At 54.5% G+C, this 23,448-nt stretch carries 26 protein-coding genes, 1 tRNA gene and 1 other RNA gene; 12 read left to right on the plus strand and 16 right to left on the minus strand.

All coding sequences use genetic code 11. From position 1 onward, the window contains the following. Positions 1-245: 245 nt before the first annotated feature. Positions 246-935 carry a helix-turn-helix transcriptional regulator gene (locus tag DBY66_RS00005; RefSeq protein WP_039385017.1) on the minus strand — a complete coding sequence of 230 codons (690 nt, stop codon included), beginning with the start codon at positions 933-935 and terminating at the stop codon, positions 246-248. A gap of 723 nt (positions 936-1,658) precedes the next feature. Here DBY66_RS00005 and DBY66_RS17960 point away from each other — a divergent pair. From DBY66_RS17960 to DBY66_RS00050, 9 genes are all read left to right on the plus strand, one after another. Then, positions 1,659-1,952 (plus strand): hypothetical protein, encoded by a 294-nt coding sequence (locus DBY66_RS17960; protein ID WP_233499554.1) that lies wholly within the window; start codon positions 1,659-1,661, stop codon positions 1,950-1,952. Then, complete coding sequence (locus DBY66_RS00015; RefSeq protein ID WP_108569409.1) at positions 1,949-2,650, plus strand: replication protein P; 702 nt, start codon at positions 1,949-1,951, stop codon at positions 2,648-2,650. The genes DBY66_RS17960 and DBY66_RS00015 overlap by 4 nt, the downstream gene beginning before the upstream one ends. A 94-nt stretch (positions 2,651-2,744) precedes the next feature. Then, positions 2,745-3,512 carry an antitermination protein gene (locus DBY66_RS00020; protein ID WP_104085114.1) on the plus strand — a complete coding sequence of 256 codons (768 nt, stop codon included), beginning with the start codon at positions 2,745-2,747 and terminating at the stop codon, positions 3,510-3,512. A gap of 220 nt (positions 3,513-3,732) precedes the next feature. Further along, positions 3,733-4,101, plus strand: a complete 369-nt coding sequence (locus DBY66_RS00025) for a hypothetical protein (protein WP_039385009.1) — start codon at positions 3,733-3,735, stop codon at positions 4,099-4,101. A 172-nt stretch (positions 4,102-4,273) separates the two neighbouring features. After that, positions 4,274-4,504 (plus strand): class II holin family protein, encoded by a 231-nt coding sequence (locus tag DBY66_RS00030; RefSeq protein WP_039385006.1) that lies wholly within the window; start codon positions 4,274-4,276, stop codon positions 4,502-4,504. A gap of 1 nt (position 4,505) precedes the next feature. Then, a complete protein-coding gene (locus DBY66_RS00035; RefSeq protein WP_039385005.1) occupies positions 4,506-5,018 on the plus strand; it encodes a lysozyme in 513 nt (170 codons plus the stop codon). Between the two features lie 200 nt (positions 5,019-5,218). Beyond that, positions 5,219-5,533 carry a hypothetical protein gene (locus tag DBY66_RS00040; protein WP_071667929.1) on the plus strand — a complete coding sequence of 105 codons (315 nt, stop codon included), beginning with the start codon at positions 5,219-5,221 and terminating at the stop codon, positions 5,531-5,533. 110 nt (positions 5,534-5,643) lie between these two features. Beyond that, a complete protein-coding gene (locus DBY66_RS00045) occupies positions 5,644-7,464 on the plus strand; it encodes an amylovoran biosynthesis protein AmsF (RefSeq protein ID WP_108569408.1) in 1,821 nt (606 codons plus the stop codon). A gap of 603 nt (positions 7,465-8,067) precedes the next feature. After that, on the plus strand, positions 8,068-8,268 hold the full coding sequence (locus DBY66_RS00050) for a hypothetical protein (RefSeq protein ID WP_039385001.1): 201 nt from the start codon (positions 8,068-8,070) through the stop codon (positions 8,266-8,268). Positions 8,269-8,860: 592 nt separating this feature from the next. Here the strand turns inward: DBY66_RS00050 and DBY66_RS00060 are convergent. Continuing rightward, positions 8,861-9,034, minus strand: coding sequence for a DUF333 domain-containing protein (locus DBY66_RS00060; RefSeq protein ID WP_108569406.1), 174 nt, complete (start codon positions 9,032-9,034; stop codon positions 8,861-8,863). Between the two features lie 14 nt (positions 9,035-9,048). Here DBY66_RS00060 and DBY66_RS00065 point away from each other — a divergent pair, with 14 nt between their 5' ends. Beyond that, the gene (locus tag DBY66_RS00065; protein WP_052246500.1) at positions 9,049-9,243 is read left to right on the plus strand and encodes a hypothetical protein; all 195 of its coding nucleotides are present in this window, start codon (positions 9,049-9,051) and stop codon (positions 9,241-9,243) included. Between the two features lie 73 nt (positions 9,244-9,316). Here the strand turns inward: DBY66_RS00065 and DBY66_RS00070 are convergent, their stop codons facing one another. From DBY66_RS00070 to DBY66_RS00080, 3 genes are all read right to left on the minus strand, one after another. Continuing rightward, positions 9,317-9,550 (minus strand): hypothetical protein, encoded by a 234-nt coding sequence (locus DBY66_RS00070; RefSeq protein WP_039384996.1) that lies wholly within the window; start codon positions 9,548-9,550, stop codon positions 9,317-9,319. A 506-nt stretch (positions 9,551-10,056) separates the two neighbouring features. Next, a non-coding RNA gene (locus tag DBY66_RS00075) (RtT sRNA) lies at positions 10,057-10,185 on the minus strand. 46 nt (positions 10,186-10,231) lie between these two features. Further along, positions 10,232-10,319, minus strand: a tRNA-Ser gene (locus DBY66_RS00080). A 246-nt stretch (positions 10,320-10,565) separates the two neighbouring features. Here DBY66_RS00080 and phoA point away from each other — a divergent pair. Continuing rightward, positions 10,566-11,972 carry an alkaline phosphatase gene (gene phoA / locus DBY66_RS00085; protein ID WP_094111049.1) on the plus strand — a complete coding sequence of 469 codons (1,407 nt, stop codon included), beginning with the start codon at positions 10,566-10,568 and terminating at the stop codon, positions 11,970-11,972. Positions 11,973-12,034: 62 nt separating this feature from the next. On the opposite strand, the gene DBY66_RS00090 is transcribed toward phoA, so the two are convergent. From DBY66_RS00090 to pth, 9 genes are all read right to left on the minus strand, one after another. Then, complete coding sequence (locus DBY66_RS00090; protein WP_094111097.1) at positions 12,035-12,760, minus strand: amino acid ABC transporter ATP-binding protein; 726 nt, start codon at positions 12,758-12,760, stop codon at positions 12,035-12,037. Beyond that, on the minus strand, positions 12,747-13,511 hold the full coding sequence (locus tag DBY66_RS00095; RefSeq protein WP_039384993.1) for an amino acid ABC transporter permease: 765 nt from the start codon (positions 13,509-13,511) through the stop codon (positions 12,747-12,749). The genes DBY66_RS00090 and DBY66_RS00095 overlap by 14 nt, the downstream gene beginning before the upstream one ends. Before the next feature lie 45 nt (positions 13,512-13,556). Continuing rightward, positions 13,557-14,318, minus strand: a complete 762-nt coding sequence (locus DBY66_RS00100) for a basic amino acid ABC transporter substrate-binding protein (RefSeq protein ID WP_071668910.1) — start codon at positions 14,316-14,318, stop codon at positions 13,557-13,559. Positions 14,319-14,508: 190 nt separating this feature from the next. Then, positions 14,509-15,735 carry an MFS transporter gene (locus tag DBY66_RS00105; RefSeq protein WP_108569405.1) on the minus strand — a complete coding sequence of 409 codons (1,227 nt, stop codon included), beginning with the start codon at positions 15,733-15,735 and terminating at the stop codon, positions 14,509-14,511. A gap of 11 nt (positions 15,736-15,746) precedes the next feature. Beyond that, positions 15,747-16,508, minus strand: coding sequence for an ABC transporter ATP-binding protein (locus tag DBY66_RS00110; RefSeq protein WP_039384982.1), 762 nt, complete (start codon positions 16,506-16,508; stop codon positions 15,747-15,749). Then, entirely contained in the window at positions 16,505-17,545 is a 1,041-nt protein-coding gene (locus DBY66_RS00115) for an iron chelate uptake ABC transporter family permease subunit (protein WP_071668908.1), read from the minus strand. The genes DBY66_RS00110 and DBY66_RS00115 overlap by 4 nt, the downstream gene beginning before the upstream one ends. Then, the gene (locus DBY66_RS00120; RefSeq protein ID WP_039384973.1) at positions 17,545-18,543 is read right to left on the minus strand and encodes an ABC transporter substrate-binding protein; all 999 of its coding nucleotides are present in this window, start codon (positions 18,541-18,543) and stop codon (positions 17,545-17,547) included. Before DBY66_RS00120 ends, DBY66_RS00115 begins: the two co-directional genes overlap by 1 nt. A 214-nt stretch (positions 18,544-18,757) precedes the next feature. Next, on the minus strand, positions 18,758-19,849 hold the full coding sequence (gene ychF / locus DBY66_RS00125) for a redox-regulated ATPase YchF (RefSeq protein WP_108569404.1): 1,092 nt from the start codon (positions 19,847-19,849) through the stop codon (positions 18,758-18,760). 109 nt (positions 19,850-19,958) lie between these two features. Further along, complete coding sequence (gene pth, locus DBY66_RS00130; RefSeq protein ID WP_039384967.1) at positions 19,959-20,546, minus strand: aminoacyl-tRNA hydrolase; 588 nt, start codon at positions 20,544-20,546, stop codon at positions 19,959-19,961. 262 nt (positions 20,547-20,808) lie between these two features. On the opposite strand from pth, the gene ychH reads away from it, so the two are divergent. Next, positions 20,809-21,084 carry a stress-induced protein YchH gene (ychH, locus tag DBY66_RS00135; RefSeq protein ID WP_071668907.1) on the plus strand — a complete coding sequence of 92 codons (276 nt, stop codon included), beginning with the start codon at positions 20,809-20,811 and terminating at the stop codon, positions 21,082-21,084. On the opposite strand, the gene DBY66_RS00140 is transcribed toward ychH, so the two are convergent. Both DBY66_RS00140 and prs read right to left on the minus strand, forming a co-directional pair. Next, the gene (locus tag DBY66_RS00140) at positions 21,081-22,253 is read right to left on the minus strand and encodes a GGDEF domain-containing protein (RefSeq protein WP_108569403.1); all 1,173 of its coding nucleotides are present in this window, start codon (positions 22,251-22,253) and stop codon (positions 21,081-21,083) included. The two genes, ychH and DBY66_RS00140, sit on opposite strands and share 4 nt — an antisense overlap. Positions 22,254-22,478: 225 nt before the next feature. Beyond that, a complete protein-coding gene (gene prs, locus DBY66_RS00145) occupies positions 22,479-23,426 on the minus strand; it encodes a ribose-phosphate diphosphokinase (RefSeq protein WP_104085358.1) in 948 nt (315 codons plus the stop codon). Positions 23,427-23,448: the final 22 nt, after the last annotated feature.

Raw genomic sequence — 23,448 nt, forward strand, 5'->3', positions numbered from 1 at the left:
TACGGTGCATAAACGACGCCAGGGACGCATAAATGCGTCCCCTACGGGCGGCACCTGTCATTCGACGCAACCACGTAGGGGCGCCATTTATGGCGCCCTGGCATTATGCGCAAAACGCATAGCATGGCACAAAACAGCTTCAGGTAAACCAAACCAGGCTAATGTTTTCACATTAGATTTTATGAAAATAATGCGGCAGGTACAAAAAAGCCCGCATAACGCGGGCCTGGTTGAAAAGAGGGCGGTTATCCGTGACGTCGGAACTGCTGGGACTGACTGAGCATTACCCTGCCAGCAACATGGAGCATAGAGAGTTCCTCTTCTGAGATAGACCATTCACGATAACGGGGATTGTCAGAGATAACGATAATTTCGCGCTTAACTTTTTGCAGGCGCTTAACAAACATATCGCCGTTGAAGTCAAAGACGTAAATTCCATCCCCATCAAACGTGCTGACAGCTACGTCTACAAAGATGAGATCACCGGGCTCAATGGTTCCCTCCATGCTGTCACCGCGGACGTTGATCAGCTTAACAGAGGTTTCCGGCCGGTTGCCGAATATCACGCGCGCCTGATCCGGAACATATTCAATAGACCTTATGACTTCAACCACATCTTTAGACGGCGACCCGTCTCCGGCACTTGCAGAAACGTCAAGAACATCAATCCTGTACACATCTTTTCTCCCCTTTTTTATAATGGAACTTACACTGTATGAATCTACAGTATCATTAGCCTCATTAGAAGAGAATAGCTCAGAAACAGGAACTGACAGGGCTGCTGCAATTTTGTGTAGCAGACCATCACTGTATCCCTGTATGCCGCGTTCCAGGCGTGACAGATTGCCCACATCGCTATCTGTACGCAGGGCAAGTTCACTCAGGGTCATCTTATTCGCTTTACGAATCTGTCTGATTTTATCGCCTATTTTCATAGCGGATAGTTAACCTTTTTTATGCGTTACACGCAAAGCGCCTTGCGCATATTTGACTATACTCATAATATGCGTGATACGCATTATTTAAATGCATTGCCACAATGCCATCGCGGAAAGTGCGTGTATAGAAAAAAGTGAAAATTTATGACGCTAATCAGGCCCGGACTGCGGGCCGTGGAGACAAGTATGGCAGATACCGAAGAGGGATTTACACGTCTGGCAAACGCGCTGTATGAGGAGCTGATAGGGGCCAGCCTGACGCGAAATCAGGCCAAAGTCGCACACGCCGTTTGCCGGAAAACCTGCGGCTTTAATAAAAGCATGGACCGTATTGCTGACAGCCAGATAAGCCAGTTAACCGGGCTGCCAAGACAGAAGGTTAACAAGGCAAAAAATGAGCTGATTCAGATGGGTGTGCTTATCCGGGAAGGGACGATGATCGGCCCAAATAAACACCTTTCACAGTGGCAAATACCGGGGTGTCACCGGGAGGGTGTCGCTGTCACCAAATCAGCGACAGCGCTGTCACCAAAACAGAGGCATACAAAAGACACTGTGACAAAAGACAATAATTCTGCGTCAGAGAATCCTGGTGAATCCCCTGACACATCCTCTGCAACGCTTTATGCATCGCGTCCTGAAGCCGCGGTCCGGACTCCCAGGGGGGACAAGTGGGGAACCGAAGAGGATCTCAAAACAGCCAGGTGGATGTTCAGCAGGGTGCAGATTGTCGCTCCGCATGCCCGGCAGCCCGCCTGGCCCGCCTGGTCAAACGACATCAGACTGCTGCGCTCGGCCCTGCAGGTTACGCACCGCGATATCTGTGAGGTATTTCTCTGGGCCAGCCGCGATCGCTTCTGGCAGTCAAACGTGCTCAGCCCTGCGAAGCTGCGGGAAAAGTGGGACACACTGAAAATTCAGATGAACCAGCCAGACCGTAACCGGGCGGCACCAGCGGGGCAGCAGCCTGCCGTCCACTGGAACAGCCGGGAAGCATGGGAGAACTTCATATGAGAGATCTCGTCACGGCAGTTAATCATCGTGACAGCCGCGCGCTGGCGCGCATGGCCGGTGACGTCCCGCAGCCGGCGGATCGACGCCTGCATCAGGCGATCGAAAAAGTGATAGATGAGTTCTTCAGCGGGCTGAAGCAGGTTTTCCCCGCCTCAGTCAGCACGGTCTGGCGGGATCCGGCAGACGAAGCCGCCGCTAAACGTCAGTGGATAGCCGCCTTAGCGGAGAACGGCGTGACCAGCAAACAGCAGCTTTCAGCCGGCATGCGCCAGGCGCGCGCCAGCGGCTCGCCGTTTCTTCCATCACCGGGCCAGTTCATCAGCTGGTGTAAACAGGACGCTTTCGCCACTGCGGGCCTGCCGGATGAAGAGACGCTCTATAGCAGGGTGATGACCTACTGCGCGCAGCGTGGCGACTATGCCTCTCCGGAGCACTATCCGTGGAAGAGCAATGCCGATTACTGGATGGTTACCAGCCTCTGCAGCCTGATGCGCGCGAACAACCTGAGCGAGTCTGAGCTGCGCATTACGTGCCGCTCTGAGCTGCGCAAAATGTCTGCACGGATCGAGGCCGGTGAAACAATTCCGGAGCCGCGCAGGCAGCTGCTGAAGGCTGCAATGCCCTCCACCCCGGAAAAGGCGAGGGAGGGCGTGGCCCTGCTGCGCGCTACGCTGAAAGCAAAACGCACTACAGCATGATGCAAAGGATTCAGCACGACATCGATATCCCGCTGTGGCGGCAGATGTACCGCCGGGATAAAACAGGCGAACTGATTAAGCAAAGAGAGGCAGTATGAGCTTAGAAGCAACGGTTAAGTATCATTTTCCGAAGGGGCAGAACTTTAGCGGAACAGCACCGCAGACGTCGCCTGATACGCTTACCGGCATCGACTATATCGCCGCCATAGGTATGACGCAGAGCCGCGTTCAGCTCGGTTACAGCGCTTTCATGGGGAAGATGGGCGTCAGTGAAATCGACGCAGCACGGGCCGTCTCCCTGCTAACTGATTTTGCACTGCAGAGCTGCGATAAGGTTGCCGCCTTTCGCAAGCTTGATGCCGGTGTCAGAACGGCAGTTATGCAAACGCTCGCCGCTTATGCCTGGCTCGATTACTGCCGCAGCGCCGCCAGCGTGAAGCCGTGCGAATGCTGTCAGGCCACCGGATTCATCGAGGCAGAGGTGTTTTCAATGAAATCGCCTCTGCACGGCGGCCTCACCAGAAACGTCAAAGAGGCCGTACGCGTGCTCTGCAGGGCGTGCAAAGGCAAGGGCGTCGTATCAACTGCATGCCGCGACTGTAACGGACGCGGACAGGCAGTGCTAAAAGCGGCAACGGAAAAGCAGGGGGTGCCGGTGAAGGGTGAGTGCAGGCGCTGCTGCGGGCGCGGCTACGAGCGCATACCCTCAACCGGGGCGTATAAGGCAATTTCAGAATTCACCGGCGCTATCAGCCTGGACACATGGAAGAAGAGCGGTAAGCCATTTTACGATCGGCTTATTACTAAGCTGGAAGCTGAGGAAACCCGCGCAGATGCCGCGCTGAAAAGCGCAACTGCATAGCACCCTAAAAAATAGTGTATTAAATTATCGCAGGCTATTTACTTTTCCCGAACCCGGGGGTATACTTTTCAACAGTTGAAGTTGCGTGATGATGTTCAGCCCGCAAACTAAATCAGCTTTCATCACTCTGTGATAATAAAAGAGCCCTGCAGATTCACACGCTGCGAGGGCTTTTTTTATGGGCATCTGAAATATATGACGCCGGTTTCAGGGAGGAATAATGAGAATTCTGTGCGCCCTTTTAATCGTGCTGTGCGCGCCATCTTTTGCTGTGATATCGGATGCGCAACGCGCAGCTAACGATCTGTGCGAAATGGAATGGCGTATAACTGACCGATCAATGTCGACCCATCTCAGCACCAGGCAAATAGTGTCAGAAGAAGTTCAGGCGTTTGAAGCGGATGGGCACGCTCTTTCCGACTACGCTATTGAAAAAGATGACTTCATAAGCGTCTCTGTAAAAGGCGCAGAAACCTACAGAAAGATGGCTAAGGGTGTCAGCTATCCCTATGCAGATACAAGAGATTTTTTGCGGGGAAGAATGATGCCGCTGTGTATCAAAAACGTTCTGGAAACGCTTAAAAAATAATCCTGAATAGATTATTTCCTTTTCTAAAGGCACTGCTTCGGCGGTGCCTTTTTCGTTTCCGCCCCCGCCACTCAATGCGACATCAATGCTATCCGTTGTGGCGGAGGGCCTCTTTTCTTCTGTTGATCAACAGCACCTGTCCGATCGGACGGCGTCTGCGAGCACTCAAACTATGAGCAAACTTGTTACTGGTGTTGCCCTGGGCACGTCCGGGGGCACCATTCTTAACGGTGTACTCACCAGCCTGAGTCCTGATGAGTGGTCTGCCATCGGCGTACTGGCAGGTATTGCCGGCATCATCATTACAGGGCTCATCAACTGGTACTTCAAACGCAAGGTCGCCAACGCTCAGGTAAAAGCACTTGAGAAATATGGTCCGGCCGTAAAAGTGGAGGAGGATTGATATGACTATGTCCGGCAGCGTGCGCAGAAAACTGATCGCCGCCGCAGGTGGCGGCTCCATGCTGATTGCCACCCTGTTTCTTGGCGGAAAGGAGGGAGCGGAAGGGCGTACTTATAAAGCTTATCAGGATGTGGCCGGCGTCCGGACCGTCTGTGACGGGCATACCGGCAGCGATATCATCAGTGGCAGGCAGTATAGCGATAGCGACTGCGATCGGCTGCTGCAAAACGATCTCCGGTCCGTTAAAAAGGTGGTCGATGGCGTGGTAAAGGTTCCCCTGAGTGAATACCAGCGCGCATCGCTATACAGCTTTGCTTATAACATCGGCCCGTCTGCTTTCACCCGCTCCACTCTGCTCAAAAAACTCAACGCTGGCGATCGGGCTCAGGCCTGCGAAGAGCTGCGCCGCTGGGTCTATGCCGGTGGCATAAAATGGCGCGGGCTGATGCATCGTCGCGACATGGAACGCGCTTTGTGCCTGGCGGAGAGTAGTGATGATTTGGCTGATAAATAACGGGCATCTGGTACTCAGGCTTTTCCTTATGGCGACGGTTGTGATATCTGCCGCCGTTGCCGGTCACTATCACTCGCGAATGTTGCAGGCGCAGGAGGAGATCTCCCGGGCAGTCCAGGCCCGGAAAAAGGCGGAGTCAGTAACCAGCAACTTCATTACCGCAGTAATGCTCTTTAACGATATCGCAAAGGCTGCTCATCATGATCGATATCAAAACGACGCTGAAAGCGAGAGGCGCGTTGTCTACATCAGGCAGGCGATTAAAGAGGATGCGTGTTCCGCTCACTCTGTTCCTGCTGATGTGGCTGACAGCCTGCGCAGACACAGAGAAAGAATACGTTCAGCTTCCGGCAATGCCCGTTCCGGCAGAGCTGCTGGCTGACTGCGAAATCCCCCCCGTACCCGATCCTATGACCTGGGGCGACAGCCTCGAACTTAACGAAAGGCTTATGACGTCGGTTGAAAACTGCAACCGGGATAAGCGCGCCATAAGAAAAATTGAATCGCTCCGGTAACTCATCAGGCGATTTTCTCACTATCTGCATTTTGCAGGTTATTTACCTTAACCGAAAAATAAAGCTTCTCCACGAGCAAACAGGCTCAATAAACCCTAAAAGGAAATATCATGATCGAAGTAAATTCATTTGCTGAACTCCGCACCACCAAACCTTCTGCATCAGGTGAAATTGCATTTCTTAAGCGCTATTACGACAGGGACTCAACCTTTAATGGTGGTGGCCGCTTTGTAGGCTTTGTCGACACAAAGGGTAAAGCGCCTGCGGATGACAGTGGCACCGTTGCGGTCTCTTCTGCCGGCGATTATTACTGGCAGCGTATTATTGATGATGTATCCGCTATTAATATTTTCCATTTTGGCGGCAAGCGCTTACGCGGCTCGGTTTCATTTGATGCTGATAACGGCTCAGTTAACCACGATGCCTGTATCAACATGTACCGCTGGGCCAGAGGCTTTGTATCACCGGTTGATGATCCGAACAAAAACCCTATCCGCGATATCGGAATACGTTTTCCCGCCGGTAAATTTATTATTAATCCTGTCGATTTAACCGGTGAGGGCGAGCTGCCATTCTTCAATCTTTATGGCGACGACTGCGAATATGGTGTTGCACCCAGAACGATTATTACCTCGGATAAGTCAGCTAACACCGTTTTCAAAATTAAAGCGCGCCGGACGGCTATTCGCGGTATTTTCTGGGATGGTCAGGCGACCGCCGATACCACGGTCAACACCGGCGCGATTACCACTGCAATGGTAAGTAACCAGCAGCCATTTTTTGAAAATATTACTATTGAAGGCCAGTACATCAACGTCACCTGTTTCCGTGTGGAAAACAATGGTAACTCGGTGTTCAGGTTTATCGATACGCTCGATACGCGACTGGATCAGATTTACTCCAGCAATACCTATGGCCGGGTATTTGATATTACCTGGTCCGATTCACCTCAGGGTAACTGGGACCACTCAACGGCCGTGGAGCTAACCAACTCCAATTTCCAGCACGGCTATGGTGATGCCACACTGTTTATGCCGCGCGTGGGGCAGGGCCTGATCCGTAATGTATGGATTGAACATACGCGCTTCCCGGGCGATCTGAGTAATGGTCAGTGGATCATCGATGCCCTGAGCATCGAATCTTCCATTAACCCGCTGAAGCTCAACTACTCACGCGTTCTGATGCGCCAGCTGAGCCTGCAGTCCGGCTCCAGCATCGATACCGAGCGCACCGGCTTTGCGCTGCTTTCAAACTATGAACAGGGCTGGCGCCGCGATGAGAACTTTGGCACCCAGATGACGGGTTCAATGAAGGCGGGCTGGTACTCGGGATATCGCGTCTCCAATACCAGCACGGAAGATAAGTGGTTCCGCCTCGGCAAGTTCTTTTTCCCTCGTGCTAATCAGCACTGGAACATCGACATGTTGGGCAAAGCGCTGCGTGATACTCAGACACAGCCAGCTACCGCACCACTGCTTACCAACGTCTGCGGTAAAACATTGCTCAATATTTATCGCGGAGAAAGTTCGGTCGGCGGCAATCTGCATTATGAAGGTGATTCCGGTGTCATCGACTGCATTGTTCGCACCACTGATGATAAAGGAAAATATGCTGAAGTCTGGATCAAGCTTAAAGCACAGTGTGGTGATGTAGTCATCAACCTTACTACTGATGGCCCGTCGCGGTTCGATGGCGGTGAATGTTCACTGTTTAATCCTGATTTGTCTGAAGTGACCAATCTGAATACGGATAACCGCGTTAACCTGTCAACGGTGATGAACTATCACAACGGCACCGCCGGCGTGGGTTATGACGGCAAAGTGGTTACGCTGACGTCCGATCCGGCATCGGCACCGGCCGCATCAGCCACGGCGGCGGGTTACATTACCGTCAGGATTAACGGCGTTAACCGCAAGCTCGCCTATTTTTAACCGCCTGAGAGAGTATTGCGGCAGGTAAAAAAGAGCCTGAACGAGAGTTCAGGCTCTTTTCACTCTCTGTTTTGATCCCAGGTCTCGACAGGTGCCCATCGTATCAGCGTGGGCAGCACGGCGGCGTTCTTGTGCGTTTATAGTTATTCTCCTGTCAGTTAGCTTTGATTGAGCGTTGCCGCGCACCAAAGCTTACTGCTTTGTATGTTTGCGCTTTTTCAGCGCCTGATGTTAAGGCGCGGCGGGACTCAGTTCCGTGCCCCTGCGTTGCTTCAGCGTGCTGCTGATGAGATTAAATGCATCTGATATGTGATTTTATTTTTTTTCAGACGTAAAAAAACCCGCGTTACACGGGCGTAAATTCGTTCAATAAGGGCAAATCATTTGTCAGCGTTAGCTGACGACAGTAAGGATATGCGTTCAGTGTTACTTAAGGAAACAACCATTCGGCAAATTACTCTGCGTGGCACGCATTGCATAAAAAAGCCCGCTTAGCGCCGGCTTTAAGAGGAAGCATAGTAGCTCAATAGAAGAAAAAGCCCGATAAACCGACATCCCGACCCCGCAAGTGTTAATGTGGTTAGCAGTTACAGATGGGGGATTATGGAAAATGACAATGACAGAGTGGAATTGATAGCTAATGCCATTTTGAAAGCAGCACTCGAACTCGCTGACACCGGGGCTGAAACCACAATCGAAGAGTTGCTGGGCAGGCTTGAGGCCTACCGGCGAGCAACCAATGATGTCTTCATGGCAGATGTATACCGCGATGCCATAGTGATCATCAAAAAAGGCAAGTTATAGGCATAAAAAGCCCGCTCAGTGGCAGGCTTATGGGTGAGGGAGCATGAAAAACCAGGATGCGATCCGGATATTTTTTACAGTTCAGGCTTCATTTTCCCAAATACTTTCTCAATATCAGCTTCATATTCTTCTTTGTTATCACTCATGGCCGCCACGCCCGGGAGCTTAACGATGTGCTGCCTGAAAGATTTGACGCCGATTTCGGAAAGAAACAAGTGTAAATTATTGATCGATAAGCTGTATCGATGTAAATGCCTTAGCGTGTGCAATGCCGCATTTCTGCGGCCTTATCTTATCTAAACGCTCTTTCCGGCTACTAACCCGTAGTAAACGCTATCACGACATTCACAAAGCCAGCAGCTAACAGAACAAAGCCCGGAACGAGGTAATTTTTGTCCCGCTTATTGCGCGCCAAATAGAACATTGCGAACGCAATGCAAAACATCGGAATTGATATCTTCGCAAAAACTGACATGCCATCTCCTTAGCTAAAATTTTCTTCCTGCTATCAAACAGTAAACCAGACGCATTTTCGTACCGATCGCCAGGCCCGGCACCTTACATTTTAGTTACCGTTAACCGGCACCACAGCTTATTGGTTATCTTGGCGGTACAGTGCCCACTCCTCGATACGCTTCCCACCCGGAAGGGTGCAGTAACCTGAATCACCATCAGGACCTTTAACTATGTCCGGTTTACCCCCCATTTTTTCACAATAAACTGAGGCAGGGTTAGACATGCCTGTTTGCTGAGGCTTGTTTGTCATTCATCAGCTTCATCATGCGCGAGCCATCAGGCCGCAGCACCGTTGCCACTTCTGACTTCGTAGAGGAGCTGGAGCGCGTTAACTGGCACTTTACGCTCAAGGCAGCCAATGACTGGATCCGGAGCCATACAACCACCTTCCGCGACGCTTCAACGCAGGAGGGCGAGAACATGACGTGGTTCCGGTTCAACCTTAACGGTGGCCTCTGAGGGGTTCCCTTCACCGGCGCAGGACTACACAGAGCCGCGGCTTAACTTTGCCAGGCTATCGATAACCGCGAGGCTATAACCTTCCGTTAACGCGCTGGTTATCTCTCAGAACATCAATAGCGGTCTGCATTGCTATTTTATTATCGCGTAACTTCTGTTTGTTTTGCTGTATCTGGAGGTATTCAAGAAGTGTGCGTGTATTGACTGGCCGTCCGGTTCTGCCGACTTCGATCACAGCATCACCGAGTATGGTTTTTACAGGAGGAAGCTGGGCAGGGTACCAGTCCAGCGTGTCTTCAGATTTCATATCAAATTTCTCAGGGACGGGCAGTATATCACATGACAGGGGATATAGCGCCCGACTATAAAAACAACCATTCCTGTTATGGTTCCTTCTCATTATTATTGTTAGAAACCTGTGAGGCAATCTTAACCAGCGCGACGCTACCTGCGCCGGCGAATGCAATCATTAGAATGATAGCGATCCAGCATGGAAAATTCATTTTGTACTGTCGCTTATGGCCTCCTGTATGAAGGCGCCATTAAGCCTGACATTGCCTGAGCAAATAGTAATCACATCAATTAGCCGTACCATGTGTTAGCGCAGGCAGTCACGAAGCATGAAGATATAGGGAAAATGATCACGGAAGGGCTGAGTTGGTCGCTTGCGCCATCTCAAAAGCTGTATGTGAGCTCATGTCTGAAGGTCATGATGTCACCGTCGAACCTGGTCGGAGGTTCTCATACCCCTCTCACTGTGCAATATGCAAAAAAAAAAGCCTGAACGTGAGTTCAGGCTCTTCTTCAAATTTGTGGCGGTGAGAGGGGGATTGATTTGCTTCGCTCACCCTGCGGGCAGCGTCGCAGGCTCCGCTGTCCGGTGAACAGAGTTCACCGTCGAACCCGGTCGGAGGTTCTCATACCCCTCTCACTGTGCAATATGCAAAAAAAAAGCCTGAACGTGAGTTCAGGCTCTTCTTCAAATTTGTGGCGGTGAGAGGGGGATTCGAACCCCCGATACGTTGCCGTATACACACTTTCCAGGCGTGCTCCTTCAGCCACTCGGACACCTCACCACATATTTTTTTGCTAACCGCACTGGGTCAACGGGGCGCTACTATAGGGAGTTAGCTGAAAAGGGTCAAGCGCTATTTTCTCCTTTTTTTCTATCTGCTTAAGCTCTGCGCAGATTGTATTAACCCTGTTCGCTTCGCGGCGATTGTCATAGAAACGTTGCGCGTCTGACACAAAAATGTCATCCCGCTGACGCAGACTTGGCAGCGAAAATAACCGGGTTGTCTCACTGATAAGGATGCTGAAGAATGAAACACTTACCTCTGCTGACGGTTTCACTGCTGGCTTCGCTGATTGCCACCTCCGCGGTGGCAGATGTTACAACATACAATAGAGCAGCAACTGGCGATTTGACGCAGCATGGTGGCGCGCGTCGGCTGAGCAGCGATCAGACTGAGGCGCTGAAAGCCTCGCTGAGTAATCAGACGGCGAAAAATGTCATTTTACTGATCGGCGACGGCATGGGTGACTCTGAGATCACCGCGGCACGTAACCTTGCAGTGGGAGCAGGCGGCTTTTTTGCCGGTATTGATGCGCTTCCGCTTACCGGGCAGTACACGCACTATTCGCTGGATAAAAAAACGCATAAACCCTCTTACGTCACTGACTCTGCCGCGTCCGCCACCGCGTGGGCTACAGGCACCAAATCCTATAACGGGGCGATTGGCGTCGACGTCAATGGCAAGGATCAAATCACGCTGCTTGAGCTGGCTAAAGCGGCCGGCAAAGCAACGGGTAATGTCTCTACTGCCGAACTGCAGGATGCTACGCCAGCGGCACTGATGGCGCATGTTACCTCACGCAAATGCTACGGCCCGGAGAAAACCAGCGAACTCTGCCCGGGCAACGCCTTAGAGCAGGGCGGCCGCGGCTCAATTACCGAGCAAATGCTGCTGACCCGGCCGGATGTGGTCCTGGGCGGCGGTGCAAAGAGCTTTAACGAGGTGGCTAAAGCAGGCGACTATAAAGGCAAAACGCTGTATGAGCAGGCGCAGGCGCGCGGCTATCAGCTGGTAGAAAACCTGGACGCAATGAACGCGGTACAGCAGGCCACCCAGCAGCAGCCTCTGCTGGGGCTGTTTGCGCCGGGCAATATGCCGGTGCGCTGGCAGGGTCCCAAAGCCAGTTATCATGGCAACATCGATAAACCGGTGGTGACCTGTGAGGTTAATCAGGATCGTCCGGCATCGGTGCCGACGCTGGCGCAGATGACAACAAAAGCGATCGACCTGCTGAGCAAAAATGAGAAAGGGTTCTTCCTGCAGGTCGAGGGCGCTTCAATCGATAAACAGGATCACGCGGCTAATCCGTGCGGCCAGATTGGCGAAACGGTCGATCTCGACGAAGCGGTCCAGGTGGCGCTGGCCTATGCCCGCGAACATGGCGATACGCTGGTGGTGGTCACCGCCGACCACGCGCACAGCAGTCAGATTGTTGAGAACGGCACCAAAGCGCCGGGCCTGACCCAGGCGCTGAACACAAAAGATGGTGCGGTAATGACCATCAGCTACGGCAACTCGGAAGAGGATTCGCAGGAGCATACCGGTGCTCAGCTGCGCATTGCTGCTTACGGACCGCACGCGGCAAACGTGGTGGGGCTGACCGATCAGACCGATCTGTTCTTCACACTAAAAAATGCGCTGGCGCTTAAATAAGCGTATAGCAGACAGAAAAAATCCACGCTGCGGCGTGGATTTTTATTATTACCGGAGCAGTATCACCCCAGCACTTTGCTGAGAAACGCCTGAGTACGCGGATTTTGCGGCCGGGTGAACAGCACATCTGGCGTGTCCAGCTCCTGAATGATCCCCTGATCCATAAACATCACGCGATCTGCCACTTCGCGCGCAAACCCCATTTCATGCGTGACAATCACCATGGTCATGCCTTCCTGCGCCAGCATTTTCATGACGCTCAGCACCTCGCCGACCAGCTCAGGGTCGAGCGCGGAGGTCGGCTCATCGAACAGCATGATCTCCGGCTCCATCGCCAGCGCCCGTGCAATAGCAACGCGCTGCTGCTGGCCGCCGGATAAGCTGTTTGGCCAGGCGTGCATCTTATCGGTTAAGCCCACCTTCTCCAGCAGCGCTTTAGCCTGCTCTGTGGCCTGCTGGCGCGACAGTTTGCGCACATCCATCGGCGCCATAATCAGGTTTTCCAGCACGGTCATGTGCGGGAACAGATTGAAGCGCTGAAACACCATACCCACGTGTTGACGCAGCGTATTGATGCGGGTTTTGGGATCCTGTACCTCAAATCCGTTCACCACCACGCGACCGCCGTCAATGCTTTCAAGCCCGTTCAGGCAGCGCAGGAAGGTGCTTTTACCGGAGCCGGACGGACCGATAACGCACAATACTTCCTGCGCCGGAATGTCACAGCTGATGCCGTTCAGCACCTGGTTTTCACCAAAGTTTTTCTGCAAGTTTTCAACGTGGATCACTTTTGCCAAACCTCTTTTCCATGTAACGAACCAGCAGCGACAGCAGGAAGGTGAATACCCAGTACACCAGCGAAATCACCAGATAGGGCTCCCAGTAAGTCGCATAGGCGCCTGAAACCGTACGGGCAGCATACGCCAGATCGGCGAGGCCGATCGCTGACGCCAGCGATGAATCCTTAACAATAGCGATCGCGTTGTTGCCGAGCGGCGGCAGCATGCGGCGAAACGCCTGCGGCAGGATCACTCTGCGCATAGTGCGACCATATGGCATGCCGAGCGATCGCGACGCTTCCATCTGGCCGCGATCGATCGACTGGATCCCGGCGCGAAAAATCTCTGATACGTAAGCGCCTGCATTAAGAGTGATGGCCACAACGCAGGAAAGAAAAGCGCCATAGTTAGCGCGCAGCTCGCGGGCAAACTCTGCCGGCATAATGCCGTTCGCCACCAGCACGCCGTCGCGCGGATTGATAAATAGCGGGATCAGCGCAAAGTGCACGACCATAATCTGCACGAACAGCGGCGTGCCGCGAAAAGCGCTGATATAGATGCGCACCGGCCACTGAATGCCGTAATGCAGTATATATTTCCACGGGCCGTGCGGCGCCGACGCCAGGCGGCCTAAGCCGAGCGTCAGGCCCCACAGGGTGCCCGTGATCACACAGATAAGCGTGCATTTGAGGGTCATCATCGCGCCGTCGATAAACAGCGGCATATATTCCCCGATGATTTCCCAGCGGAAGCCAGTCATAAAAACGTCCTTATTGTGCCGCGCGAGCGCGCGGCGACGGGAAAATTACTGCGCGGGAAGAGCAGGAACGTTGCTGTCGAACCAGGTCGCGTAAATTTTCGCATAGGTGCCGTCGGCAATGATTTTTTGCAGGCCGGCGTTGATCTTGCTGCGTAATTCATCGTTGCCTTTTGCTACCGCGATGCCGAAATACTGGCGCTCAAACTTGTTATCAGAAACCAGTTTGAACTGCTTTTCCGGATGCGTTTTTATGTAGTATTTCACCACGCCAACATCCCCCACGGCCGCGCCAATACCATCTTCATACAGCTCCTGCAGCATCAGCGGCGTATTATCAAAACGTTTAATCGCCGTGCTGTTTTTGCCCAGCACATCGGAGACCACGATATCACCGGTACTGGAGTTCACCACGCCTACGTTCAGGTTCTTCAGCGACGCCAGTGACGATACGCTGGCGGTTTCCGGTACCACAATAGCCTGTTCAGCCGGGAAGTAGGGCGCGGAGAAATCCACCATCTGTTTGCGCTTATCGGTGATGGTAATGCCGGAGATAATGATGTCGCGATCGCCCGAATTGAGTGTGGCAAAGATGCCTTCCCACGGGGTATTGACCAGCTTAATATCAAAATTTTCCGCTTTGGCGACGGCCTTGATAATGTCGATATCAAACCCTTCCAGCTGCTTCTGCGCGTTTTCAAATTCGAACGGACGGTAAGTGCCGCCAGAGCCGACAACATAGGTAACGGCCTGCGCCGCCGTGGCTGACAGTGCCAGCACTAAGCCCAGCAGGGCTGAACGGGTAAACATAGTGATTCTCCTGGAGAAGGGACAAGATGCGTAATTTATGCAAATTTAATGCATAAAAATACACATTGCTGCATGCTCTGGCAAGCGGAATAGTCAGCGCTGAGGACAATATTCATCAAAGCGTGAAGGGGGGCATCCGCCCGTTGTGGCACAGTGCGGAACGCAGGAGAGCAGCGCGTCCGGCCGCAGGTCACGCTTTGCGCAATGGCGCACAGATAATGCGCATGGCAATCGCGCTGGCGAGAGGAAACAGCGCCAGCAGTAGCCACGGCAGCCGTGCCGCCTCTGAGGGTTCGCGCGCCTGTTCCAGCACGCCTCCCAGCAGGACGTTACCCAGCAACACCGCCACGCCACCGGCAGTGGCCAGGGCGCCATAGTGCGCGCCTAGCGATGACGGCTCCGCAAACCACGGCACCAGGTCTTTTGCCGCCGGCACCAGCAGCATCTGTCCCAGCGTCAGCAGCGTGACAAAAGCTGCTGCGGGCAGCAGGCGTAGCCAGCCCGCGGCGGGAGTAGCATCAGCACACAGCGCCACGCTGAGAAATGCCACGGTAATCAGCGCAAAGCCCCACGGCACAACCCGCGCCGCGCCGGTGTGGCGGGCGAGACGGGCCAGCGGCAGCTGCAGCGTAATGATCAGCAGCGAGGCCAGCATAAACAGCGGCGCCAGATCGCTCTCCTGACCGCCGGCGCGCTGGATCTCCACCGGCAAGGCCAGATAGAGCTGGTTATAGCTCAGCAGCCAGCTGCTGTAAGCGATAATAAATGCTACAAAGCGCGGCTGGCGAAAGGTGCGCCACCACGGCACGATCTGCAGCGAAGCGCGGCGTACTGGCGCGGCGGGCAGGGTGAAAAACAGCACAATCATCGCCAGCACAAATACCGCCGCGCCGGCATAGGCGATCTGGCGAAAACCGTAGCCGGTCAGCAGCGCGCCCGCGGCCGGACCGATAACGGCACCCAGTTCACCGCAGACGGCAAACAGGGCGAACCACTCTGCCCGGCTGCGTTTACCTTCAGCTTCACTCTGCGTACCCGCTTTCGCCAGCAGCGCTTCAATAGAGGGCGAAAACAGCGCGCCGCCAATACCGGTCAGACAGGCACCCATGATAACCGGCGTTAAAGATTCACCGCCTGCCAGCAGCAGATAGCCGCTGATACGCACCATGCAGCCTGCCAGCACCACACGCCGGGCACCAAAGCGATCGGAGAGCGCGCCGCCGAGCAGAAACATACCCTGCTGACAGAAGGTGCGCAGTCCCAGTATCAGCCCGACAAGCGTGCCGGAGAGCGCCAGATCGTCGCGCAAAAAAATGGCCAGGAAAGGCACCACGGCGTAAAAGCCAAGGTTGAAAATAAACTGGCAGCCCGGCAGCAGAGGCAGCCAGAGCCGCGTGGCGGGCCGGGGCACAGACATGAAGGTTTCCGTCAGGCGATATAGTGAATGTGTTTACCGCTGTGGTAAGGGGAGTTTTCAATTTTTGCCCGCACGCGGAAAACATCCCACAGCAGATCCTCATTCAGAATCGCCTGCGGCGTGCCGGTGGCAACAATCTCTCCCTGCTGCATCACAATCAGCGTATCGCAAAACATCGAGGCGTGATTGAGATCGTGTATTGCGACGATGCTGGTCACCGGCAGTTCGCTGATCAGTTTCATTAACTGCATCTGGTGATGAATATCGAGGTGGTTGGTCGGCTCGTCCAGCAGAATTTCGCTCGGCATCTGCGCCAGCGCCCGCGCAATATGCACCCGCTGCCGCTCACCCCCGGAGAGGCTCTGCCAGCCCTGTTCACTTTTCTCTACCATATCCACGCGCTGCAGCGCCGCCAGCACCGCGGCGTCATCCTGCGCACTCCAGCTGGAGAAAGGGGAGTGATGCGGAATACGCCCCAGTTTCACCACGTCGCGCACGCGCATATTGGCCTCCGTCATCCCGTGCTGCTCAACAAAGGCCACCCGGCGCGCCAGCGCTTTTTTGGCGATAAAGCGGATATCGTTGCCATCCAGCGTGACCTGTCCTGCATGCGGACGCCGCAGGCCCGCCAGCACGCGCAGCAGCGACGATTTACCGGAGCCGTTTGGCCCCAGCAGGCCCACGGTCTCTCCGCGCGCTACGTTCAGCGAGACATCATTAACAATGACTTTCCTGCCCACTTTCCACGTAATATTTTCAGCGCAAATACTCATGGTTTATTTCCTGAGCGGTAAATGATGATGGCGAAGAAAGGAACGCCGACCAGCGCAGTAACCACGCCTACCGGCAGGCTTTGCGGCGCAATCAGCAGGCGCGAGGCGATATCCGCCAGCACCATCAGAATCGCTCCCGCCAGCGCGCACGCGAGCAGCAGGGTGCGATGCAGCGGGCCGAAGAAAAAGCGCATCACGTGCGGCACAACCAGGCCGACAAAGCCGATCGAGCCGGCCATGCTGACAATGGTGGCGGTGATCAGTGCGGTAGTGGTAAACAGGATCAGGCGCACCCGCGGTACGGCGATACCCAGCGACGCGGCGGCATCATCACCAAAGGTAAACGCATCCAGCGCGCGCGCGTACCAGAGACAGATCGCCAGCCCCAGCAGCACCACAATCAGCACCAGCTGAAATTCCGGCCAGCGCACGCCGCTAAAACTGCCCAGTAACCAGAACATCACGTCACGCGCCTGCTGGGCGCTGGCTGACGTGCTGATGGTGTAGGCGGTCACGGCATTAAACAGCTGAGAGGCCGCGACGCCGGCGAGGATGGTGCGTTCATTGCCGCTGCGCGCGCCCTTAGTGAGAAAAGCGACAAACGCAAACGCGGCAAAGGCGCCGGCAAACGCCCCCGCCGAGAGCGAAACAGCGCCGGTGCCGAGACCCAGAATAACAATGGCCACCGCGCCGGTAGAGGCGCCCGCCGATACGCCCAGCACGTAAGGCTCCGCCAGCGCGTTTTTCAGCAGGCTCTGCAGCACCGCGCCGCAGATGGCGAGACCCGCGCCGCAGCAGGCGGCAACCAGCGCCCGGCTAAGCCGGAAGTCCCAGATCACGCTCTCATAAATTCGATTGAGCGGCTCTGCCGTCAGGCCCAGACGATTGCTGAACGCGTAAAACACGCTTCTGAGCGGCACCGGGAGTTCGCCCACGCTGATCCCCAGGGCAATGACCAGGGTCAGAAGCAGCAGCGCCGCTGCTGTGGTCACGCTGAGCATCAGCGTCTGCCGCACGGCGGTAACAGCGGAGGGCATTAATTCAGCCCCAGCTTACGCAGCTGCTCTGCCACCTGCTCCGCGCCGTAGATGGTGCGGATAGTCGGGTTCATCGCCTGGCCATCCATGACCACGATATGCCCTTTTTTCACCGCATCCAGCTGGCTTACCGCCGGGTCGCTCTTAAGGAATTTAATCTTCTCTTCGGCGCTGTCCAGCGTCCAGCGGTTACGATCGAGGCTGGAGACAACAATCACATCCGGGTTGGCAGCAATAATGCTCTCCCAGCCCACGGTAGGCCACTCGGTCTCGGTAGTAATGGCGTTATGCCCGCCCAGCACGCTGGCAATGAAACCGGAAGCGCTGTTTTTGCCGCCCACATAGGCGTCTGCCGCAGGGGAGGAGCTGGAGAACCAGAAGACAAAAGAGAGGTTACGCTTGTTTTTACTGAAGGTTTCACGCAGTGCGGCTTCACGCTGTCTGAAATCCGCAATCAGCGCCTGACCGCGATCTTCCACATTGAAGATACGTGAGAAATCGTCAATCTCTTGATACAGATAAGTCATGTCCCACAATTTCTGACGACTGCCGTACATATCACCCGCGCCTTTTTTGGTGGCGCACATGCCGGGCGACATATAGCTGTTCAGCCCCAGCGTGGCAAAATCTTCACGCTTTGCGACCTTGCTTTCCGGACCGAGCAGCAGCGGCGCCTGCGCCGGTACAAAGTCCGGGTTCTGCGCCAGAATCGATTCCAGCGTCGGGATCTCCACGGTCAGCGTTTTGATTCCGGCGTTCTGCTTCGCCAGCTGCGGCAGCACTTTTGTCGGCCAGAAAGCGCTGGCAACAATCTTATCCTGCAGCCCGAGCAGCAGCAGGATCTCCGTGGTGTTCTGTCCCAGCGCAACCACGCGCTCCGGCGCCTTGGTAAACGTCTCTTTATAGCCACAGTTTTCGATGGTCAGCGGGTAGGGGGCAGCAGCGACTTGACTGGCGGCAGTAAACAGTAAAGCAAATGCACAAATGACGTTTTTCATCTAACCCTTTCTCGTTTAAAAACGCTGATCCGTAAAGTTTATGCCCGCGATAATAATGATAATGAATTACATTATCAATGGTTGGCTATCGCCGGTGACTGCCTGACGGTAATGGCATAAGCCGCCATAAAAAAATCCACGCCGGAGCGTGGATTTGAAAGCAGTTGCTTAGCTTCGCGAGATTAACGGTGATCCCGCGAACCAGCCGGGGTCATCAGACGTTGAACAGGAAGTTCATCACATCGCCATCTTTAACGATGTACTCTTTGCCTTCGGAACGCATTTTGCCCGCTTCTTTGGCACCCTGCTCACCTTTATAGGTGATGAAGTCATCAAAGGCGATGGTTTGCGCACGGATAAAACCTTTTTCAAAATCGGTGTGAATTTTACCGGCGGCCTGTGGGGCAGTGGCGCCTACCGGGATGGTCCAGGCGCGCACTTCTTTAACGCCAGCGGTGAAGTAAGTCTGCAGGTTCAGCAGCGCGTAACCGGCGCGGATCACGCGGTTCAGACCTGGCTCTTCCAGACCCAGCTCAGCCATAAACTCATCGCGCTCTTCATCATCCAGCTCAGCGATGTCAGATTCAACGGCAGCACACACCGGCACCACTACCGAGCCTTCTGCTTCAGCAATAGCGCGTACCTGGTCAAGGTACGGGTTGTTCTCAAAGCCATCTTCATTGACGTTGGCGATGTACATGGTGGGCTTCAGCGTCAGGAAGCTCAGGTAGCGAATAGCGGCTTTTTCATCAGCGTCCAGCTTCAGGGCACGCAGCATACCGGCGTTTTCCAGGTGTGGCAGGCACTTCTCCAGCGCAGCCAGCTCCACTTTCGCGTCTTTATCACCGCCTTTGGCTTTTTTCTGGCAGCGCTGGATGGCGCGCTCACAGGTATCAAGGTCAGAAAGCGCCAGCTCAGTATTGATGATATCAATATCCTCCGCCGGGTTAACTTTGCCTGAGACGTGAATAATGTTCTCATTCTCAAAGCAGCGCACTACGTGACCAATCGCTTCAGTTTCACGGATGTTGGTCAGGAACTGGTTGCCGAGGCCTTCGCCTTTCGATGCGCCTTTTACCAGTCCGGCAATATCCACGAACTCCATGGTGGTAGGCACCACGCGCTGGGGTTTAACAATCTCGCTCAGCTGATCGAGGCGCAGATCGGGCATCGGTACTACGCCAGTGTTTGGCTCGATGGTGCAGAACGGAAAGTTCGCTGCTTCGATACCCGCTTTAGTCAGCGCGTTAAACAGGGTAGATTTACCAACGTTTGGCAGGCCCACGATACCGCATTTAAATCCCATGATCTGATTACCTTTCTCACTGAGGGTGGCACACCGCCGGGCGGTACGCCTGATTCAAAAAATTTCGCGCATTATACACAGAATTGCCCGGCGCGGCGCGGGAATTGCCTTAGCCCGCTTTGAAAGCGTGCAGACGATTCATCGCTTTAATCTTATCCTCTTTCAGCCACAGCTCCGTGCAGCGCACCGCTTCATCAACCGCGTCATCAATCAGCTTCTGCTCGCTGGCCGGCGGTTTCCCCAGCACAAATCCGGTCACCTTGTTGCGATCGCCAGGATGACCGATACCTACGCGTAAACGGTGAAAATTATTGTTGTTACCCAGCTTGCTGATAATGTCTTTCAGGCCGTTATGCCCGCCGTGCCCGCCGCCCTGTTTAAATTTGGCAACGCCCGGCGGCAGATCCATCTCATCATGCGCCACCAGAATCTCTTCAGGCGTAATGCGGTAAAACGTGGCCATTGCCGCCACCGCTTTACCACTGAGATTCATATAGGTGGTCGGCACCAGCAGCCGCACATCATTCCCGGCCAGAGCCAGGCGCGCCGTATAGCCAAAGAATTTAGGCTCCTCTTTTAGCGCCTGATTATGGCGGCTGGCCAGCAGATCCAGATACCACGCGCCGGCGTTATGACGCGTCGCCGCATATTCGGCACCGGGATTTGCCAGTCCCACAATCAGTTTAATGCTGCTCACAATATTTATCCTGTTCTCCTGCAGAAAGGTGGCTAGTTTACTGTCTGCTGAGAGGGATGACAAAGATTGTCAGGCAAAAGTAGTGTCAGAGTGTGATTAGTCAATTTCTATATAAAACAAGATGCTGCAGGTAAATTTTTGTCATTTGCACATTGTGTTGTGTGATCCTGGGCGCAAAATGTCCCGCTATCATTGCCTAAACTTATGACAGGTTAACGTTATGTGCGGTTTTTTACTTTGCTCATAAGGATGGAGGTGATTCATGAAACGTCATCAATGCCGCGTTATAGGCAATAGCCTGATGTGTCTGGGACTGCTGACCATGGTTGCAGGCGTTGCCTCATCCGTGATCAATCAGCTGCCGTCAGTGAATATGCCGCCTCTGCTGGCCAGTGGAGCCATGTTTGGCATCTTTATCGGGGCGCTGTTGTGGCTGGCGGGCGCCCGCGTCAGTGGCCGCGAGAAGATTGAAGATCGTTACTACTGGCATCGTCACCATGGTGACGTCCGCTGTCGCCGTAACCATACGCCACATTAAATCGCCACTTCAGTAACCGGCTGTGGCCGGGCAATGTAGCACTCTGTCCGGTTGCGGCCGTGGGCTTTCGCGCGATAGAGCGCTTCATCAGCCAGCGCCAGCAGCGCCGGAAACTGACTGACGGTCGGATCGGCCGGCGCATAGCCAATGCTGACGGTATAACCAATGCCGGCCGGCTGCGACCGCTGCGTTGCCACGCGAATAGCTTCGCACACGCGCTGCACCTGTGCACTGTCGCCTGTCACCAGCGCGGCAAACTCCTCGCCGCCAAGTCGGGCGAAATAGCTCTCTGCCGGCATTTGCGCCTCAGCTATCTGACAAAAGTCGATTAACACCCGGTCACCCTGCAGGTGGCCGTAGCGGTCGTTAATACTCTTAAAATGGTCAAGATCGAACAGCACCGCGCTAAACCCGGCGGCAGAGGAGATTCTGACCCGCCGCCGCAGCACATTATCCGCCTGCTCAAACAGCGCGCGCCGGTTCCATGTGCCGGTCAGCGGATCGCGCAGTGACGCCAGCCTGTGCGCCACCTGCGACCGTTCATTAACCATGGCCAGCAGGGTAAAGGTCAGGCCAATCACAAACAGAATCGACTCAAGGATCACGTAAATCGAGAAACCCGAGCCGCCAATGGCGCCCGGCAGGCGGCTGGCCACGGCGTCATCGAGAAAAATCCGCGCAAGATGAAAGCCGAGATGGATCCACAGCAGCGTCTGCGCAGGCCAGAACGTCACTTTCAGCATGCTGCGCGCGCGCCACAGCAGAGTGATAAACGCTGCGGTGTAGAGTATGCAGAGCAGGCAGAGCACCAGCACCCGCAGTGGCTGACTGTGATAGAAATCGGGCAGCAGGCAAAGCAGCGCCCAGAGCAGCGCGCCACCGGGCCACAGCAGGCCAGCGGGTCGTTTACAGAAAGTACGAAATGCGCACAGCAGCGTACCATAAGCCAGCATAACTATGACATTGCCCAGCGCAACCGGAAGAAACTGCAGGCCGGCACTGCGCAGGCTGCTGAGAAACACCGCGCACAGCGTCAGGATCAGGGTCAGCGTGGTAAAGCCCAGCACGCGATCGTACTGAGCGCCGACCCAGGCAAATATCATAATGATGCTCAGAAACCCCAGCACATAAAGCTCGCAAACAAACAGCGTATAAATATCGAGCATCATGGCAGTGGGCGTTCCCGGAAAAAAGTGGCGCTGAAAATAGCACTATTTCCGGGGCTGCTGAAGTGCCGGACAGCGCGAAAGTGAAAAAGAGCAGAAGGCAGGGGAAATAGTGCACAGACTGAAAATTTATAGGGCGAAGCGCGCGGGAAAAAGCAGCTTCAGCAAGGCAGGAGGAAGCGGATAAGCATAAAAAACCGGGCGCGAGGCCCGGTTAAGCGTGAACAATTAATGTTCAAACATAGCAGAGATAGATTCTTCGTTACTGATACGACGAATAGCTTCAGCCAGCATGCCGGAAAGCGTCAGCGTGCGCACGTTTGGCAGCGCTTTCATCTCTTCCGAGAGCGGGATGGTATCGCAAACAATTACTTCATCAATGACGGACTTGCGCAGATTTTCAACCGCGTTGCCTGAGAAGATAGGGTGGGTGGCATACGCGAATACGCGCTTGGCACCACGCTCTTTCAGTGCTTCAGCCGCTTTGCACAGCGTACCGCCGGTGTCGATCATATCGTCGACCAGCACGCAGTCACGGCCTGCGACATCACCAATAATATGCATAACCTGAGAAACATTCGCGCGCGGGCGACGTTTGTCGATGATAGCCATATCCGTGTCATTAAGCAGTTTGGCAATTGCGCGGGCGCGCACCACACCACCAATATCCGGGGAAACCACGATAGGGTTTTCCAGGCCAAGCTGCAGCATATCTTCCAGCAGAATCGGGCTGCCGAAGACGTTGTCTACCGGCACATCAAAGAAGCCCTGAATCTGTTCGGCATGCAGATCAACGGTCAGCACGCGATCCACGCCGACGCTGGAGAGGAAGTCAGCCACCACTTTAGCGGTGATCGGTACACGCGCTGAGCGCACGCGGCGATCCTGACGGGCATAACCGAAATAGGGGATAACAGCGGTAATTCGACCAGCAGAAGCCCGACGCAGCGCGTCGACCATCACAACCAGCTCCATCAGATTATCGTTGGTGGGGGCACAGGTGGACTGGATGATGAAAATATCGCCACCGCGTACATTTTCGTTAATCTGTACACTTACTTCGCCGTCGCTGAAACGACCGACAGCGGCGTCTCCGAGGCTGGTGTAAAGGCGGTTGGCAATACGTTGTGCTAGTTCCGGGGTGGCGTTACCAGCAAATAGCTTCATATCAGGCACGAGAAGAACCTCAGGCTTGGAC

Source organism: Pantoea sp. RIT413, assembly GCF_003057675.2.
Lineage (GTDB): Bacteria > Pseudomonadota > Gammaproteobacteria > Enterobacterales > Enterobacteriaceae > Pantoea > Pantoea eucrina.